The following is an 18,337-nucleotide window of genomic DNA, read 5'->3' as shown; positions in this document are numbered from 1 at the left end:
CTTGAATATAAAACAATACATTGCAGCAAGAGCGGCGAAGGAATTAAAAGATAGCGATATTGTCAATTTAGGGATAGGAATCCCAACACTTGTAGCGGATTTTATTCCATCAGATGTACAAGTTTTTTTACACTCGGAAAACGGAATTCTTGGAGTCGGGCCAACCCCTGATCCGGAGCATATTGACCAAGATCTTGTTAATGCAGGGAAAATGCCAGTCACCGTATTGAACGGTTCATCCTATTTTGATAGCGCTTCCTCATTTGCAATGATCCGAGGAGGACATGTAAGTGTCTCGATTCTCGGTGTACTGCAAATTGATGCAAAAGGACGGATCGCTAACTGGGCTGTTCCTGGGAAAAGTGTTTTAGGTGTAGGCGGGGCGATGGATTTATTGGAAGGCTCCAAAAAGGTGATTGTAACAACGATGCACACGACTAACAAGGGAGAGTCAAAAATCGTTAAGGAATTAACGTATCCGATCACATCCGAACGAGCCGTTGATTTAATTATTACTGATTTGGCGGTGTTCACAGTAAAGGAAGATGGGCTTCATTTGATTGAACTGGCTCCTGGAATATCCTTAGAGGAAGCTCAGCAAAAAACGGACGCACCTTTTCATATTGCTGGATCTTTTAAAAAAGGTAAAGAGGTGACGGCGTAGTGGTTGTAATCGTTAATGCATTTCGGACAGCTATAGGAGGCTTCGGCGGTTCACTCGCGGATACGCTCCCTGAAGATCTCGTATCTCTCATCATGAAAAATAATCTATCGGCATCCGGTTACGGCTCATTAATAATCGATGAAGTGATTGTCGGCCAAACGAAGCAAAGTGCACATGCTCCAAATATTGCACGAGTCGCTGCATTAAAAGCTCACTTTCAGGAATCGATTCCTGCTTATACCGTTCACCGGCAGTGCGGTTCGGGCATGCAGGCTGTCGTCAATGGGGCAATGTCTATTTTGGCGGGGCAGGCGGATGCCGTTTTGGCTGGCGGTGTCGAAAGCATGTCACAAGCACCGCATTATACAGTTGGCACACGTTTCGGCATCAAATCAGGAGATATAACGATGTATGATTCAAATACAGAGAGCCAGCCAAAATCGCAGCCTGAAGAAATATACGGCCATTTCACAATGGGGCAGACAGCTGAGTGGTTAGCAGAAAAGTACAACATTAGCCGCTATGAACAGGATGAATTTGCTTTTGCCAGTCAGCAGAAAACCAAACGTGCCATTGAATTGGGGCTTTTTGAAGAAGAAATCATTCCTGTACCAGTTAAAGAAGGAAAAAAAGGAATCAGAAATTTTGCGATTGATGAGCACCCAAGATTAACGGACATTGCAAAATTAGGAACGCTCCGCCCTGTGTTTCAAAAGGATGGGACGGTAACAGCAGGCAATTCATCTGGCAGAAATGATGGAGCCTCCATGCTGCTTTTGATGTCTGAAGAGAAAGCGAAACAGCTGGGAGTCGTCCCGATGGCAAGGATTCGTTCCTTTGCTGCAGCGGGTGTTTCACCAAAAGAAATGGGTATCGGTCCAGTTCCTGCATCTGAAATCGCGTTGAAAAAAGCGGGGCTGCAATTGGAAGATATCGATTTAATTGAATTAAATGAGGCATTTGCTGCTCAAAGTCTTGCATGTTTAAAAGAATGGGGCCTGAAAGGAGACAACGTGAATGTCAACGGTGGGGCGATCGCTTTAGGCCACCCGCTTGGGTGTTCAGGAGCAAGAATCATCACGACATTATGTCATGAACTGGAAAAACAAAAACGGAGATACGGGCTTGCGACGATTTGTGTGGCGGGGGGATTAGGTATGGCAATGGTGGTGGAAAGATGGATGGATTAAAGAAAGATTACGTGTTTCATCGTGATCTTAAAAAGAAATATCCAATCATTACCCACGGTGAAGGCGTCTATCTCATAGATGAAGACGGGAAAAAATTTTTGGATGCTTGCTCAGGGGCGGTTGCTGCCAATTTGGGCCACGGGATCGCTTCTATAGGTGAGGCGATGGCAGAGCAAGCAAAAAAAGCAGCTTTCGTCCATACGATGCGCTTCGAGACGAATGCGCTGCATGAACTCGCTGAAACAATCGGAAAAATGGCACCGGACCATTTAAATAAAGTGTATTTTACAACCGGAGGCTCGGAAGCAAATGAAAGTGCTTTGAAGCTGGCGAGACAATATCATAGGGATGCTGGAAGACCCCAAAAACACATTGTGATTGGGCGTTGGCAATCGTATCACGGGAATACCGTTGGTTCCTTATCTGCTGGGGGAGACGTTAAGAGAAGACATGCATACACTCCTAATCTTCTAAACTATGCCCATGTCTATTCTCCATATTGCCACAGATGTCCATACGATCGTCAAAAAGATGATTGTCTGGCAAAACAAAATTGGACGTGTGTCAACGATATTGAACGAACGATTTTAGAACTTGGTCCTGAGAATGTATCGGCATTTATCGCAGAACCGATTGTTGGAAGTCAGCAAGGTGCTGTTCCGCCGCCTCTGGGATATTTTAAGAAAGTTCGAGAACTGTGCGACCGTTACGAAATCGTCTTAATTATCGATGAAGTGATGACAGGATTTGGCCGGACGGGCACCAACTTTGCGACAGAACAAATTGGTATCAAGCCAGATGTAATTACATTCGGTAAAGGAGTTTCAGCCGGTTATGCTCCGCTTGCCGGCATGATCGTCCATGATCGGTTGATCGATAGCCTTATTCAGAACAGCGATGGGAAATTTATACATGGTTACACTTATAGCGGCCATCCTGTGGCAGCTGCAGCCGGTCTCGCTGCATTGGAAGTATATGAGCGGGAAATGGTGCTCGAAAACGTTAAAGAACAAGGCCCCTACCTCGTAAATCGACTTTTGGAGCTGAAGGAAAAACATCCTTATATATCTGATGTGCGAGGGAAAGGTCTTTTAATCGGAATGGAGCTTGTGAAGGATATTGAACAGGATCTGCTGTTCGATCCATCTGAAAAAGCTTCGGAAAGATTAAATGAAATTGCAATGGAACTTGGAGCGGTTTTTTACCCAGGGTCAGGTTCCATCGATGGCATAAAAGGGGAGCACCTCATCGTTAGTCCTCCTTTAAATGTATCGAAAAAAGAAATTGATGAGATTGTGAGAATTTTAGATGAAGCATTCACGATATTCAAGAGTCAATTAAGAAAGGATGAGATGTATGAAATTACAAAATAAAACAGAAGAAATTCAAGCAAAAGCACAGAAACATTTATCACCGGTCATGACAAGGGTGACCGAGCTAGTAATCGAGAAAGCACATGGGGCTAAATTTTGGACGACTGATGGAAAGGAATACATTGATTTCGTTTCAGGTGTGGCCGTCAATGCAGTTGGGCATACGAACAAAAAAATGGTTGATGCCATTAAGAAACAAGCAGAATCTTTGATCCATCTTGGTTTGAATTATGGGTATTATGAATCGGCAGCCAATTTAGCGGAAAAGCTTGCACAGATTACCCCGGGAAATCTCGATACGATCTTTTTCTCCAATTCGGGTGGAGAAGCTATTGATGGAGCGCTTAAACTGGCAAGGGCTGCTACAGAAAGACCGGCTATTATCGCCTTTGAAGGATCGTTCCATGGCCGTACATTAGGAGCAACAGCCATTACAGCATCGAGCTCGAAATACCGCCGTTTTTATGAACCGATTTTAGGCGAAGTTCATCACGTGCCATATCCGTATCCTAGCCAGCTTAAAAACATTCGAGAAGAAGAAGTCGAAGAATATTGTTTAAATCAGCTGCAAAAGTTGTTCGATTTGCGTGTAGATCCTTCCCGGGTAGCAGCTATTGTTATTGAACCGGTAATGGGTGAAGGCGGCTATTATCCGGCACCGCCAAGCTTTTTGCAAGCCTTAAGAGAAATTACGGAGGAGCACGGCATTTTGTTAATCTTTGATGAAGTACAAACAGGATTTGGGCGTACAGGCAAAATGTTTGCAGCAGAGCATGCAAATGTGACTCCTGATATTTTAGTACTGGCAAAAGCCCTTTCCGGCGGTATGCCTCTTGGTGCCATCGTAGCAAGTCGTGAGCTTCACGAAAAATGGCCGACAGCGGGTCATGGTTCGACGTTTGGAGGGAATCCGGTCTCCTGTGCAGCAGCATTGGCAAACATTGAGGTGATCGAGGAAGAAAAGCTGGTGGAACGCAGTGCTGAACTAGGTGCCGAAATCGTCAGCCGTCTCCAAAATTCAGTTGGTCATTTACCGGGTATTGTTGAAGTTCGAGGAGTCGGCATGATGATCGGGATTGAATTCGATTTGCAAGCTGCTGCTTCTTATGTAGCGAAAATTAAATCGAAAGCACTGGAAAATGGCTTGCTAATCATGAATTGCGGTGTAAGCGGGCAAACGATCCGATTAATGCTTCCGCTTAACATCCAAGAAGATGTGCTCGATATCGGCTTAACGATTTTAGAAGATGTAATCATTGAAACTATTTCAGGCAACTAATTTCTCATTCCTTGGTTTATGAAGATAAGGAGGTTACGGTAATGTCAAGTCAAATCAAAACAAACATTCTTCAGGGAGAACTTTATATTAATGGAGAATGGGTTAGTGCCCCTGATCAGTCTTTCTTTGAAAGCTTAAATCCTGCAACGGGAGAACTTGTCGGCACATGTGCGGCCGCGACTAAGGAGCAAGTGGATGAAGCCGTTGCCAAAGCAAATGCAGCGTTTTCTCGATGGAAGAATACCCCGCTTCCAGAGCGCGCGGCATATTTAAATAAAGCTGCCCTGTTATTTGAAACACGCAAAGAGGAACTTGCTCGTGTCATGACAATGGAGATGGGTAAAGTACTGCCTGAGTCTTTAGGGGAAGTCGGTGTGGTTATCGCGACTGCCCAATATATGGCAGGCGAGGGACGGCGTCTTTTTGGAGAAACGGTGGCGGCAGGCTTCCCAAACCGAGATGTAAGAATGGTCCGTGAACCGCTTGGCGTGACCGCATGTATTACCCCGTGGAACTTCCCAGTAGCGCTTGCTTCCTACAAGATCTTTTCAGCCTTGATTGCTGGAAATACGATTGTCTGGAAACCTGCTTCAGAGGTTGCGCTATCGGCAAAAATTTTCGTGGAAGTGTTAGATGAAGCCGGATTTCCAGCTGGCACAGTCAACTTAATCACTGGTTCAGGGAGAACAGTCGGGCAAACACTGGCGGAGCACCCAGATGTTAAGATCATTTCGTTTACAGGTTCCACAGAGGTTGGACAAAAACTGGCTGAAATGAGCAGTAAAACGCTTAAACGCATCTCATTGGAATTGGGAGGAAAAAATGCTGTGATCGTTTTGAAGGATGCTGACTTGGATAAAGCAGCTGACGGAATCGTAAAATCAGCATTTACAACAACTGGCCAGCGTTGTACAGCGGCCAGCCGACTCATTGTTGAGCGGCCAGTAAAAGAACTCCTCCTGCAAAAAATAGCAGATTTGACAAAGTCTATGAAAATAGGAAGTGGACTGGAAGAAGGGAGCCGAATAGGCCCTCTCGTAAATGAAGAACAGCTTCATACAGTTGAAAAATATGTGAATACAGCGATTGAAGAAGGCGGAAAAATTGTGACAGGCGGTCACCGGGTCAAGGAATTGGGAGGCTTCTATTATGAGCCGACAATCATTGATTGCGTGAAACCGAATGATACCATTGCGCAGGAGGAAATATTTGGCCCTGTCCTTGCCATCATTGAAGCAGGTTCTTATGAGGAAGCCATCGAGGTTAATAACGGAACGATCTATGGGCTATCTACTTCCATTTATACCGAGAGTCTTCATTATGCGAACCGTGCGGCAAAGGAAGCGGTAAGCGGACTTGTCTATATTAATAATGGAACATCAAATGCCGAGATGGGTGTGGCGTTTGGGGGCATGAAAATGTCCGGAAACGGCCATCGAGAAGTTTCACACCATGTTTTTGATGTTATGACAGAGTGGAAGTCGATTTATACGAACTATTGATAAGAGCTGATGTCTTATTATAGAAGTTGTTCATAAAGGTATGAGTTGGCAGGGAACATTCTGCACTTCCTAAAAGATAGTCGAAAAATGTATATGAAATCCAACTCAGGCTTTTTGAACAGCTTCATACATAAAGGGGGGGAGAACATGAGGAAACATCGCATCGGTATTGCATTCTTTTACCATGAATCCCACAGTTTCAGCCCGATGAAAACAGAAATTGAGCAATTTCGGAACGAAGGCTATTTCGTCGGCGATGAAATTTATGATGCTTATTTTGGAACGAAAACAGAAGTGGGAGGCTTTTTGGATGTATTAAAACAGGAAGAGGGTGTAGAAATTGTACCGCTGCTTTGTGCGGCTGCGATTCCCTCGGGACTGGTATCAAGAGAAGCTTATACCATCATCGAAAACCAGATGCTAGAGTCTATTCAGCAGGCAGGAAGACTTGACGGCTTATTGCTGGCACTTCATGGAGCAATGGTTGTGGAAGGACTCTTTGATCCGGAAGAGCATCTTTTAGGGAAAATTCGGGGCCTAATTGGACCGAATGTCCCGATTGCAACAACTCTGGATATGCACGCCAATTTAAGTGAAAAAATAATCGATTATACACCGCTTCATTTCGGATTTAAAACATATCCACACGTTGATATGTACGAACAAGGCGTTCAGGCGGCAATCGCTTTATTGAAACACTTAAATGAAGGTGTTACTTATTACGCTGCTTTTGTAAAATTGCCGATGATGCCTCCCTCTATCAATATGAGAACGGCAGAAGGGCCGATGCACAAAATGATTGAGTGGGCGAAACTTGAAGAAAAAGACGAAGAGATTTACAATGTGTCCGTCTTTGGCGGTTTTCCTTACTCAGATATCCCAATGGCTGGTGCAAGTGTACTTGTTGTTTCTCTCGATCCGCATAAAGGAAACCAGACGGCTCATATGATGGCATCCTTGTTTTGGAGTGTGAGAGAAGAATTTATCATCGATTTGCCTGGAGTAAAAGAAGGACTGGATTTAGCGGTGTCAATTGAAGATAACAAGCCGGTAGTGCTGGCGGACATCTCGGATAATCCATTAAGCTGCGGAAGCGGTGATACGACAGAACTTCTTCGGGAAATGGTGGAGCTGAACATTCCTGACACACTGTTTGGGGGACTTTATGATCCAGAATCCATCGAGGCTTGCCGCAAGAAGGGAGTCGGAAATAAGGTATCGCTGTTCCTTGGAGGGAAAGTATCACCCGAATTTGGGGACCCGGTTCCAGTCGAAGCAACGGTAATAGCAGTATCGGACGGTGTTTTTCACAATTCTGGTCCGTTCAATCAGCATTTGAGAGTCGATTTAAAGGGGGCAGCCCACATTCAAGTGGGCAAAATGGATATCCTCCTTATTGGAAGGCCGATGTCAGCGAATGATCCAGAAATGTTTCGGCATATTGGTCTCGAGCCGTCGACAAAGAGAATTCTAGGGCTTAAGGCAAAAAATCATTTCCGGGCAGCATTCGAGCCTATTGTAGGTCAGATTATATACGTTGATGCACCTGGTGTAGCTTCCAATCGGTTAACAACCTTTGCTTATAAATACATCCAAAAGCCAATTTGGCCGCTAGATGATATTTCATATGAAGTTGAAATGAGGGGGACAGAAAAATGGAAACTATGAATAAAACCTATTACGTCGAAGTACCAGCTTCATTGAATTCGGAACAGCTGAAAATGATGATGGAGCTAGAGAAAGATGCGTTTCCGGGATTAGGCGCAGTAGATGAGCAAACCCTTGTTCCGCTAACACGCTATGGGAAACTCATTCAATACCGGCAGAAAGATGATCCAAAGCCAATTGCGATCTGCGAAGTGATGAGAGCTTACAATGATGCTCATAAAGCATACATTTTTGGGTATTATGTACGCTCAGACCAACAAGGAAAAGGGATAGGGAAACTATTTTTTGAAGAAATTTATTCGATTTTGAAGCAAGATGGATTCGAAAAAGTTTGTTTGACGGTCAATATTGAAAACAAGCCGGCAGTGAAGCTGTATGAAAAATTAGGTTTTGTTGTAAAAGAGACGAGATTCGATGAATTTGGCGAAGGGGAACATCGCTATTATATGGAATACCTCATTTCCTAGTACATTGAACGATTCAAGGGGAATTTCATCATAAATGGTCAATAAAACAGACTAATTTGAGGAGGGGCTTTAAATGAGAAACAATTTATTCAAACCGAAAAGACATTGGAAAGAAATTGAGCTTTGGAAGGATGTTACAGAAGAGCAATGGAACGATTGGATTTGGCAGCTGACGAATACAATTAAGAATTTAGAAGATTTAAAGAAAGTAGTCAACTTAACACCAGAGGAAGAAGAAGGTGTTAAAATCTCTACAAAAACAATCCCATTAAACATCACGCCATATTATGCGTCGCTTATGGATCAAGATGACCCAAGATGTCCGGTTCGTATGCAGTCTGTTCCGATTTCTGAAGAACTTCATAAAACAAGATATGATCTAGAAGATCCCCTGCACGAAGATGAGGATTCTCCAGTACCTGGTCTAACACATCGCTATCCGGATCGCGTGCTGTTCTTAGTAACCAATCAATGCTCCATGTATTGCCGTTACTGCACGAGAAGACGCTTCTCAGGACAAATTGGAATGGGCGTACCAAAGAAGCAGTTAGACACAGCAATTAATTATATTGCATCGAATCCGCAAATTCGTGATGTGTTAATTTCTGGAGGAGACGGGCTCCTGATCAATGACAACATTTTAGAGTATATTTTAAAGAATCTGCGTGAAATTCCACATGTAGAAATTATTCGCATCGGGACAAGGGCACCAGTCGTATTCCCGCAGCGTATTACTGAAAATCTTTGCAACATCTTGAAAAAGTATCATCCAGTTTGGTTGAATACACATTTCAATACATCTATTGAAATTACGGAAGAGTCAAAGCGTGCATGTGAAATGCTTGCAAATGCTGGTGTACCGGTTGGCAACCAGGCGGTTATTTTAGCAGGAATTAACGACAGTGTACCGATCATGAAACAGCTTATGCATGATCTTGTCAAAATTCGTGTACGCCCATATTACATTTACCAATGCGATTTATCTGAAGGAATTGGCCATTTCCGTGCACCAATCAGCAAAGGATTGGAAATTATGGAAGGGCTTCGCGGCCATACTTCAGGTTACGCGGTTCCTACCTTTATTGTTGATGCTCCTGGAGGAGGCGGTAAGATTCCTCTGCAGCCGAATTATATTATTTCTCAAAGCTCCAATAAGGTAGTATTGCGAAATTTTGAAGGGGTAATCACTTCTTATCCAGAACCGCAAAGATATGTTCCAGGCAGTGCGGAGGACTATTATAAAAAAGTGTATCCTGAAGTGTTTGAAAAGTTTGAAAGTACTGGTGTGCTATCCATTATTGATGACACAAAATTTAACTTGACTCCTGAAGGATTAAAACGTTTAGACCGACGCAAAACGTATAAAGAAAATCCTGAGCATAGCTCTCTAAAGGACAAACGTGAAAAACGTGACGAGTTAAAAGAGAAAAAATTCCAGGCGCAAATGAGTAAGTTCGAAACCGTGGGGGCGAAGGAATAATGCTGATTTGTGAATGGTGCGAATCTGATGCAGCACGTGAATCGAGCAACACGGTGTATTGGGAACTTCCGGATGGAACAAAAGCGATTGAAATCCAAGACACACCATCCATTCATTGCATGGAATGCGGAATGACCTATCAAACAGATTCAACGGTGAACGAAATTGAGGATCAGCTCTTCTTAATAGACACATCAAAACTTGATAAAAGTATGAAATATGAAACACTGATGGAAGCTCCCCGCTTGTTAAAGCGAAACTACTTTGATTTTGCGAAATAAATAGCGGAACATCACCCATATCTGCTTAAAATCGCGAGACAATAAACCGATGGACAATTGATCCCCTCAGCTTCAGGAAGGGATCAATTGTTCATAAATACGGATGTCTAACTAACTATCATTGATAGCGTATTAATTACATGCAGTTTCTTGTACGTTAAAGTATAAATTGGCAGCGTGGAAGTGTATTCGACGCAGTTGCTAATTTTAGGAATTAAGTATAAGTGCAACTACGCATCACGCTTCGCCCTAAGGGCTCGCCAGTCGGCGAGTTTTCTTTATCATAAAAGCCAATACGTTGAAAAAACAATGAAACATGAGCATGGATTTCCAAAGATTAAAGTGTATTGTTCAAAAGTGAAGGGGGAAAAGAATGGAAGCAATCAGAAGCTATAAAGGTAGGGAAAATAATCAGAAAAATCAGAATAACAATGAAGGCGGTGAAAACATTAAACGGAATCTAAAGGCACGTCACATGACAATGATAGCGATTGGAGGGTCAATCGGAACAGGGCTATTTTTAGCAACAGGGGCGTCCATTCAAACAGCTGGACCGGGTGGAGCCCTAATAGCTTATGGAGCAATCGGTATTATGGTCTATTTTTTGATGACAAGTCTTGGTGAAATGGCAACCCTAATGCCAATTTCAGGATCTTTCTCCACATATGCCAGCCGCTTTGTAGATCCTGCACTTGGTTTTGCCCTTGGATGGAATTATTGGTTTAACTGGGCAGTTACACTGGCAGTTGAAATTGTCGCATCCGCTATTATTATGAAGTTTTGGTTTCCAGAGGTGCCAAGTATTATATGGAGTGCACTTTTTCTCGGACTTATCTTTTTATTGAATGCATTGTCGGTTAAAAGTTATGGAGAATCCGAATACTGGTTTGCATTGGTGAAAGTAGTGACAATCATTGTTTTTATTGGGGTCGGTGTGCTCACTATTTTCGGTATTCTTGGCGGAGAGTTTATTGGGTTTAAAAACTTTACATTAGGAGATGCGCCGATTAATGGAGGCCTTCTGTCCATTTTAAGCATTTTTTTCATCGCAGGTTTTTCATTTCAAGGAACAGAACTTGTAGGGATTGCGGCAGGAGAAAGCGAGGATCCGGAGAAAAACGTGCCGAAGGCGATTCGGCAAGTGTTTTGGCGTATTCTTCTATTCTATATCGCTGCCATTGCTGTCATTGGCCTTATTATCCCTTATACAAGCCCTGACCTGTTAGGCGGGGACGTTGATAACATTGGTGTAAGCCCTTTCACGCTTGTGTTTGAAAAGGTGGGGATAGCCTTCGCGGCATCTGTGATGAATGCGGTCATTTTAACATCGGTCTTATCGGCAGGAACGTCAGGTCTCTATGCATCAACACGCATGCTCTGGGCCATGGCGAGGGATGGTCAAGCACCGAAATTTTTACAAAATGTAAATAATCGGGGAATTCCGATGAATGCCCTTGTAATGACGACAATTATCGGGGGATTGGCATTTTTAACATCCATTTTTGGTGATAAAGTGTATACTTGGTTATTAAATGCGTCAGGATTGACTGGATTTATAACATGGGTCGGTATTGCCGTCAGCCATTACCGTTTTAGAAAGGCATATATTGCACAAGGCAGGGATATCAATGATTTGAAATTTAGAGCGAAATGGTTCCCTATCGGTCCGATTCTCGCTTTTGCTATGTGTGTCTTTGTCATTCTTGGACAAAATTATCAAGCTTTTTTAACTAGTGAGATTGATTGGTATGGAGTAGCGGTGTCCTATATTGGTTTACCGATCTTTCTGGCTTTATGGCTAGGGTACAAACTCGTTCATAAAACAAAGTACGTGCCACTTGAAGAATGTTCGTTTGAGGATACTTCTTCCAAATAAAAAATGAGTGAAAGAAAAAGGATGGTTCAAAAGTTCGTTCTGGAACTTTTGAACCGTCCTTTTTTTATGTAGAGAAATCATAATTTTTTTTCAAAGAAGGAGCTCGGAAGTTTGTCAAAAAAGCAGCAATGCGGTTTTTAATTATGAATTATGGCAGTAATTTTTGAATCACAAGCTACTTAAAGGCATAAGACTTGAAAAAAAATAAATACTAAAAAAGGAAAAATAACTTGTAAAGGAAAATTTTGATAAATTTAACAAGCGATGGTTTCGCAATGCTGATGAGATTGTTGCTTTTTTATCAAGTGCAAATCCAAATTGGCCTAAAAAGGAACTAACTGACATGTTCTATACTCATTTGAAGTTGACAACAGATGAGGTTGCTGCCAGGCTTAAAAAGGACTGGAAAGGAGATATAAAAGCAGCTGACCTAAATGAAAACCATCTCATCCATATGGCAGATTTCCTAACCAATGGGATTATAAAGCAATTTCCGCAGAAGTTTAAATAAGCGATTAAGCGATATCTTCTAACAAGGGTATCGTTTTTTTGTATTATATAAATTATTCTTTATTTTCAGAATTTTATATTAAAAAAACCTAGGTGTGAGGTTATAATTACATTAAATTATTTTCAGCATTGGAGAAAATAATTAAAATTTTGTGTTTTTTTGTAATATTTATAGTGGATTTTGTCTGATTATTAACACCGTGAAAATTGATGGGTTTTAGATTTTTCCTATTTAAAAAAATAGGAAAAATCCTAAGCATTCAGGTCGGTCATCAAGATTTTCTAACTTGCTAAAAAAGCCTGATATATATCAAATCAATTAAGGGGGAAACCATTTGAGGAAGGCAGCTTTTTGGAAAACGTTGTTCTTAAGTTTCGTAGCAGCAGTATTGATTGCAGGGTGCTCCAGTAAAGAAAGCGGAGGATCAAAAGAAAAAGAAACGTCTGGAAAAGACCAAGAGCTAGTGATTGCGGTAAACGAGAACTTTATTACTATGGATCCGCATAATACGGGTGATACGAATTCAGGCTCCGTTCAACAGGCAATGTTGGAAGGACTATTAGGATCTGACGAAGAAGGGAAAATAATTCCTCAGTTAGCAGAGGAATATAGCGTAAGTGATGATGCATTGGTATATACATTTAAGCTGCGCCAAGGTGTAAAGTTCCATGATGGTTCAGCATTCAATGCAGAGGCAGTAAAAGCGAACTTTGAAAGAATTATGAAAGATGACAGTCTTCGATTATATAGCAGGGGTTTCAGCCTGATATCCCAAATTGATGTGCTAGATGAATATCAAATCAAAGTAACATTAAAAGAACCATATGCTGGCATGTTAACGAGGTTCGTATCAGCAAAAATTTTAAGTCCTGAGCTTCTAAAGGATTCGAGTAAGGATATTGGAAAGACTCCAATTGGTACGGGACCATTCAAATTTGTTGAGTGGGTACAGGGAGATCACTTAACAGTTGAAAGATTTGATGATTATTGGAATAAGGCAGATCGGGTAAAGACAATCACATACAAACCTGTTCCAGAAAATGGATCACGTGTGGCGATGTTAAAAACAGGGGAAGCTCATTTAATCTACCCAGTGCCAGTTCAAAATCTAAAGGAGCTTGAAAATAATTCGGAAGTTGAAATCCATAAGATTCCTTCCACGATTGCTCGATATGTTTCGATCAATACGATGAAAGAACCATTTGATGATGTAAAGGTCCGTCAGGCATTAAACTACGCTGTGAATAAAGAAGCGTTTATTGATGTCGTAAATTCAGGATTTGGACTGCCTTTAGACTCCATTATTCCTAGTAAAAGGGACGAAGTAGAAAGAGTCATTCATTATAAAGGGAAAGACGGGGATTTTCCAGAATACGAGTTTTTATTTAAGGATGGAAATCATTTAAAACTTAAAGATAATTGGTATTTTCAGGAGGTCATTCCTCTCTTATATTATAAACTGGAAGAAATAAATGTAAGGATCGAGAGACAATAATGCATTAAGAAATGTTAGGGACAAGAAGCCTGTCCCTAAACAAACGGATTGTAAAACCGATTTCCATCGTGAAAGGTTATAAATATTGTAATCAGCAGCATGATAACGAACAGGGTGAGCGTGACGTAGTCTATTTTTTGAAAAGGGCGAGCGCGGTACCATGTTCGTTTATTGTTTTTTCCAAAGGCGCGGAGCTCCATGGCATTGCTGATAATTTCAATTTTGTCGAGACTTGATAAAATTAATGGAACAATGATGGATCCGGCATTCTTGATTCGCTTTGCCAACTTCTCTTTACGTGATAGATCGATTCCTCGTGCTTGCTGAGCTAGAGCGATATTGCGGAAATCACGCTGTATATCGGGAATATAGCGTAAGGCAAGAGCGACAGAATAGGAAATGCGGTAGCTAATGCCAATGCGATTCAGTGATGCCGCAAATTCACTTGGATTTGTCGTTACGATAAAAAGAATAGCAGCTGGTATAACTGCGAAGTATTTCATATTTACATTAAATAGGTAAAAAAGTTCTTCAAGCGTGACGTTATACCTTCCTCCTAATTCAAATAGAACATGGCTCGTGCCATAGATTTCTACCCCTTCTTGAGGGGAGAAAATGTAAATGGCAATGCTATTAATCAATAAAAACAGCATAATAAAGATAAGCACGAATGCGATTTCTTTTAGCTTTATTTTTGAAATTGCAAAAATCCATACACTAGCAAGAACAAGGAAAATAAGAATCCGAGTATCATATGTCATCATAGCAGCAGATGACCAAAATAGGAGACAAAGCAGCTTAGTTCCACCTGTTAGTCGATGAACAGGTGATTGCCTATCAATATACGATAGCATTTCTACAGCCATTTCTGTCTTACCTCCCTATCAAACGCGATAAAGCGTTCAACAAACTCTCTTGGTTCACTTATTTCGGCACGTAAGGCCAACTCAAATAAGGAGGTTTCTTTTAAGTTTGCTTGATTAATTATTTCAGAATCGGTTAACACATTCACTGCCGAGTCATCGTCTATTTTTTTACCACCTGCAATAACGATCGTTCGAGGCGTGTATTCAAGCATTAAATGCATATCATGGGTAATCATTATAACGGTAATGCCCTGGCGATTTAATTCACACAGAAACTCCATCATTTCTGTGTAATGCCGGAAATCCTGTCCTGCCGTAGGCTCATCAAGAATAATAACCTCTGCTTCTAATGCTAAGATTGAGGCTATGGTTACTCGTTTCTTCTGTCCAAAGCTTAAGGCAGATATTGGCCAATTTCGGAATGGATAGAGCCCGCAAATTTTTAAGGTTCTTTCCACTCGCTCCTTCACTTCATGCTCTGGAACTCCACGAATGATAAGGCCTAATGCTACTTCATCATATATCATATGCTTAGAAATCATTTGATTAGGGTTTTGAAGGACCATTCCAATTCTTAGTGAGCGTTCTTTTATCGTATCTTTTGTAATGTCTTGTCCACTATAAAGGATTCGACCAGAAGAAAGCTTCTCAAAACCACAAATTAACTTTGAAAGAGTCGATTTTCCCGCCCCATTTTTTCCAACAATACTGACCATCTCACCTTTATTGATAGAAAAGGATATACCCTGAATTGTCAGGTGATCTGGATGATAGCCAAAAGAAACATCACACAGTTCTAAAATGGGGGGAGTTTCAGCTTTTTTCTCTGGTGGAGCTGTCTTTTCAAACCAGCTAACCAGCTTTTCTTTGCACCCATTGATGGCAAAGGAAGACATGTGAGAGGGCTTCATCTCAGCTGTCACTTCACAGCCAGCATACTTTGCGGCTTTCAAATAAAGAGGCTCACGAATATAACAATTTTCTAAAACATTTGAAGCTAACAGCTCGTCAGGTGTTTGATCACTGACGATTCTGCCTTCATCGATGACAATAATTCGATCAACATGACAATGGAGAACATCCTCTAAGCGGTGCTCAATAATGACAACGGTGGTTTCTGTTTCTTTTTGAATCCGATCAATTAACTCGATCGCGTGCCTGCCTGTTGCAGGATCAAGATTTGCAAGCGGTTCGTCAAATAATAGAATATCGACTTTATCAACCATTACCCCAGCAAGGGAGACTCTCTGCTTTTGCCCTCCAGATAGACGGTGAAGAGATGAATCTAAAAAATTCTCCATATCGACCATTCTAGAAACCTCTGTAACGGTATCTACCATTTGTTTTTGCGGTATACAATCATTTTCTAATGCAAAAGCAATGTCCTCTGCAACGGTTAAGCCGATAAACTGTCCATCAGGGTCCTGCAGAACAGTACCGATGTTTTTAGAAAGAGCGAAGATATCTAAATTTCTCGTTTCTTCACCCATTATTTCAAGGCTTCCTGAAATCTCGCCTTTATAGGAAAATGGAACAAGGCCATTGAGACAATGGCCAAGTGTACTTTTTCCAGAACCTGAAGGACCCACAATCAAAACCTTTTCGCCTTCATAAATGGTTAAGTTTATATCATTTAAGGTTGGCTTCGCTTGACTTCGATATTTAAAAGAAAAGTTCTCAAATTGAATAACAGTTTTTTTCATTTATGATCTCCTAGAAATAAGTGCACTTGATTTAGATATCTTTATCCAGACTGCCACTTTGAGTGCGAGTTTTTGCGTAGGCTAATAATAAAAGCGTACCTATTACTCCGACTGTTACGATATTGGCCGCTCCAGCAATTAAACCTTGCAAATATACCTTATTAGCAGGCTCTGCGTAAATTTGCACATCCAAAAATGGAGCAACGACAAACCACCCAAATGCTTGAACGATAACTTGAACAACATTAAATGTAATGATTTTCTTCGTATTAAAAATGCCTGATTCAATATCAATTTTTCTCCATGCGAGCCCAATTAATAAGCCGACAAGTCCCGATACGACAACCCAGCTCCACCAAATGGAACCGTAGAAAATAAGATCCTTCAGGGCGTGACCGATTAAGCCAATTAATGCACCCGCAATCGGTCCAAAAATAATGGACATAAGTGCTAAAAAGCCATAGGATGTTTCAATTTGTGTGTTCGGAATTCCAGTAGGAATGGATGCGAATCTGCCTAAAATAACGAATACGGCAGCTCCAATGCCGATCGCAACGATGGTTTTGATTGATAAGTGTTTTCTTTGCATAATATCAGCCTCCAAAATGAACTTTATATAATTTTTGGTGCTTTACGGATAGAAATTTTCCATTGGGCACCGGTTTCAATATGATACGCTTTTGCAAATGAACCTTGATTAATAGCTACGCCGATTTTGTCGAGAGAATTTACAAATAGTAATGGCTCTCCAAGATGGCTATCGGCAAAAGAACGGCCATAGGTCATAATATTTTTGTATACTTGTCGTGTATCGTTCTCAATCGTTACTTCAAATGAATCTCCGTAATCCACATCTAATTTTTTAAAGAGAGTACGATCAATATTTGTCCATAGATTTCCAAATCTCACATCGAGAATGTCAATATTTCCTTGAAGTGAGCCCTGTTCAATGCTTGCATTTGTTTTTGGCAGCTCAATGATAGAATCTACTGGAACCTCTGGACCTACTTGTTCAAAAGTGATGATATTTGAAGCAAGTCTGGCACCTGTAAACGCATAGACGTCACGGCCGTGGAATGTGTATGATTCTCCTGAATTTGGCAAACGATTGACAGTTTCATCAATCATTCTTGCTTCCACAATGCCGATGCTTTCTTTAATATGAGTAAGTGTCCCATTGTCAGGGGTGACAATGTATTGATTTTTTACCGTTTTAACAACAATGCTTCTTCGTTCAGAGCCCACACCTGGATCTACGACTGATACAAAAACAGAACCTTCAGGCCAATAGGAAATCGTTTGATATAGCCGATAAGATGCTTCCCAAATATTGTATTGAGGAATATCGTGGGTTAAATCATAAATCTTAAGCGTTGGATGAACGGAAATGGCCACACCATACATTGCACTTACAGCTCCATCACTAATACCAAAATCTGATTGTAAAATTAAGTGATTATTCATTGTATACCTCCACTATTATTATTTTATTTAATATGGATGAAAATTAGACTTCGTTCTCTTCTATCAATTCTCCTAGTCATAAATAAAAAAAAACCACGTCTTTATCTATATAAATAATAGATAAGGACGTGGTTATATCTCACGTGGTACCACCTTAATTTACTGTATGCTCACGCAGGTACAGCCTCAGCAAGTACGAGAGCGGACCTGATGCTCTATATACTGTGGTATTGATAACGAGTACCAAATCTCGTCGGAACTTACTAATATTAACCTAAAAGGAAGGTCAATATATTCGGAACGAAGCTCTGAGGCCATTGTTCAGATTCGAATTTTGCTTCTTTTCAGCTACCGAAGCTCTCTGTGAAAAATCGCTAAATCTTACTTTCCCTCTTCATTGCTTTAAATCAATATTAAGTTGCTAAAGTTAAAATTTATTATATTTACTATATTTTGAATAGTCAAGTAAAAACCTTGTAGTAAAAAAGTGGTTTTCTGTTAAGCTTAGTTCGAAAGAA

At 41.1% G+C, this 18,337-nt stretch carries 16 protein-coding genes and 1 other annotated feature; of the genes, 12 read left to right on the top strand and 4 right to left on the bottom strand.

Going from position 1 to position 18,337, the window contains the following annotated elements; translation table 11 throughout:
• Nucleotide 1 precedes the first annotated feature (1 nt).
• The 12 genes from KHA94_RS23625 to KHA94_RS23570 all read left to right on the top strand — a co-directional run bounded on the left by KHA94_RS23625 (nt 2) and on the right by KHA94_RS23570 (nt 13,786).
• The gene (locus tag KHA94_RS23625) at nt 2-664 is read left to right on the top strand and encodes a 3-oxoacid CoA-transferase subunit B (RefSeq protein ID WP_213104542.1); all 663 of its coding nucleotides are present in this window, start codon (nt 2-4) and stop codon (nt 662-664) included.
• Complete coding sequence (locus KHA94_RS23620; protein ID WP_213104541.1) at nt 664-1,854, top strand: thiolase family protein; 1,191 nt, start codon at nt 664-666, stop codon at nt 1,852-1,854. Before KHA94_RS23625 ends, KHA94_RS23620 begins: the two co-directional genes overlap by 1 nt.
• Nucleotides 1,842-3,227, top strand: coding sequence for an aspartate aminotransferase family protein (locus KHA94_RS23615; RefSeq protein ID WP_213104540.1), 1,386 nt, complete (start codon nt 1,842-1,844; stop codon nt 3,225-3,227). Before KHA94_RS23620 ends, KHA94_RS23615 begins: the two co-directional genes overlap by 13 nt.
• Nucleotides 3,211-4,506, top strand: coding sequence for an aspartate aminotransferase family protein (locus KHA94_RS23610; RefSeq protein ID WP_213104539.1), 1,296 nt, complete (start codon nt 3,211-3,213; stop codon nt 4,504-4,506). Before KHA94_RS23615 ends, KHA94_RS23610 begins: the two co-directional genes overlap by 17 nt.
• Before the next feature lie 41 nt (nt 4,507-4,547).
• Complete coding sequence (locus KHA94_RS23605) at nt 4,548-6,008, top strand: aldehyde dehydrogenase family protein (RefSeq protein ID WP_213104538.1); 1,461 nt, start codon at nt 4,548-4,550, stop codon at nt 6,006-6,008.
• Nucleotides 6,009-6,155: 147 nt separating this feature from the next.
• Entirely contained in the window at nt 6,156-7,676 is a 1,521-nt protein-coding gene (locus KHA94_RS23600) for a M81 family metallopeptidase (protein ID WP_213104537.1), read from the top strand.
• Nucleotides 7,664-8,143: a GNAT family N-acetyltransferase gene (locus tag KHA94_RS23595; RefSeq protein ID WP_213104536.1), complete on the top strand. Its 480-nt coding sequence runs from the start codon at nt 7,664-7,666 to the stop codon at nt 8,141-8,143. The genes KHA94_RS23600 and KHA94_RS23595 overlap by 13 nt, the downstream gene beginning before the upstream one ends.
• A 73-nt stretch (nt 8,144-8,216) precedes the next feature.
• A complete protein-coding gene (kamA, locus tag KHA94_RS23590) occupies nt 8,217-9,623 on the top strand; it encodes a lysine 2,3-aminomutase (RefSeq protein ID WP_213104535.1) in 1,407 nt (468 codons plus the stop codon).
• A gap of 2 nt (nt 9,624-9,625) precedes the next feature.
• The gene (locus KHA94_RS23585) at nt 9,626-9,904 is read left to right on the top strand and encodes a YokU family protein (protein ID WP_249365725.1); all 279 of its coding nucleotides are present in this window, start codon (nt 9,626-9,628) and stop codon (nt 9,902-9,904) included.
• 373 nt (nt 9,905-10,277) lie between these two features.
• Entirely contained in the window at nt 10,278-11,780 is a 1,503-nt protein-coding gene (locus KHA94_RS23580; RefSeq protein WP_213104533.1) for an amino acid permease, read from the top strand.
• Between the two features lie 343 nt (nt 11,781-12,123).
• Nucleotides 12,124-12,291 (top strand): hypothetical protein, encoded by a 168-nt coding sequence (locus tag KHA94_RS23575; protein ID WP_213104532.1) that lies wholly within the window; start codon nt 12,124-12,126, stop codon nt 12,289-12,291.
• Between the two features lie 334 nt (nt 12,292-12,625).
• The gene (locus tag KHA94_RS23570) at nt 12,626-13,786 is read left to right on the top strand and encodes an ABC transporter substrate-binding protein (RefSeq protein WP_249365716.1); all 1,161 of its coding nucleotides are present in this window, start codon (nt 12,626-12,628) and stop codon (nt 13,784-13,786) included.
• Nucleotides 13,787-13,821: 35 nt separating this feature from the next.
• On the opposite strand, the gene KHA94_RS23565 is transcribed toward KHA94_RS23570, so the two are convergent.
• Genes KHA94_RS23565 through KHA94_RS23550 form a run of 4 tightly spaced genes read right to left on the bottom strand, consistent with a single transcriptional unit; the run spans nt 13,822 to nt 17,819 of the window.
• Nucleotides 13,822-14,652, bottom strand: a complete 831-nt coding sequence (locus tag KHA94_RS23565) for an energy-coupling factor transporter transmembrane component T family protein (RefSeq protein ID WP_213104531.1) — start codon at nt 14,650-14,652, stop codon at nt 13,822-13,824.
• A complete protein-coding gene (locus KHA94_RS23560; protein WP_213104530.1) occupies nt 14,643-16,355 on the bottom strand; it encodes an ABC transporter ATP-binding protein in 1,713 nt (570 codons plus the stop codon). Before KHA94_RS23560 ends, KHA94_RS23565 begins: the two co-directional genes overlap by 10 nt.
• 31 nt (nt 16,356-16,386) lie before the next feature.
• On the bottom strand, nt 16,387-16,944 hold the full coding sequence (locus KHA94_RS23555; RefSeq protein WP_213104529.1) for an ECF-type riboflavin transporter substrate-binding protein: 558 nt from the start codon (nt 16,942-16,944) through the stop codon (nt 16,387-16,389).
• A 23-nt stretch (nt 16,945-16,967) separates the two neighbouring features.
• Nucleotides 16,968-17,819: an SAM hydrolase/SAM-dependent halogenase family protein gene (locus KHA94_RS23550; RefSeq protein WP_213104528.1), complete on the bottom strand. Its 852-nt coding sequence runs from the start codon at nt 17,817-17,819 to the stop codon at nt 16,968-16,970.
• A 119-nt stretch (nt 17,820-17,938) separates the two neighbouring features.
• Nucleotides 17,939-18,226: a binding site (T-box leader), on the bottom strand.
• Between the last annotated feature and the right edge of the window lie 111 nt (nt 18,227-18,337).

Source organism: Cytobacillus citreus (assembly GCF_018343665.1).
GTDB classification, from domain to species: Bacteria; Bacillota; Bacilli; order Bacillales; family Cytobacillaceae; genus Cytobacillus; species Cytobacillus citreus.
Note: the sequence above shows the minus strand (reverse complement) of the source record. Positions and strands in the feature narration are given on the sequence as shown.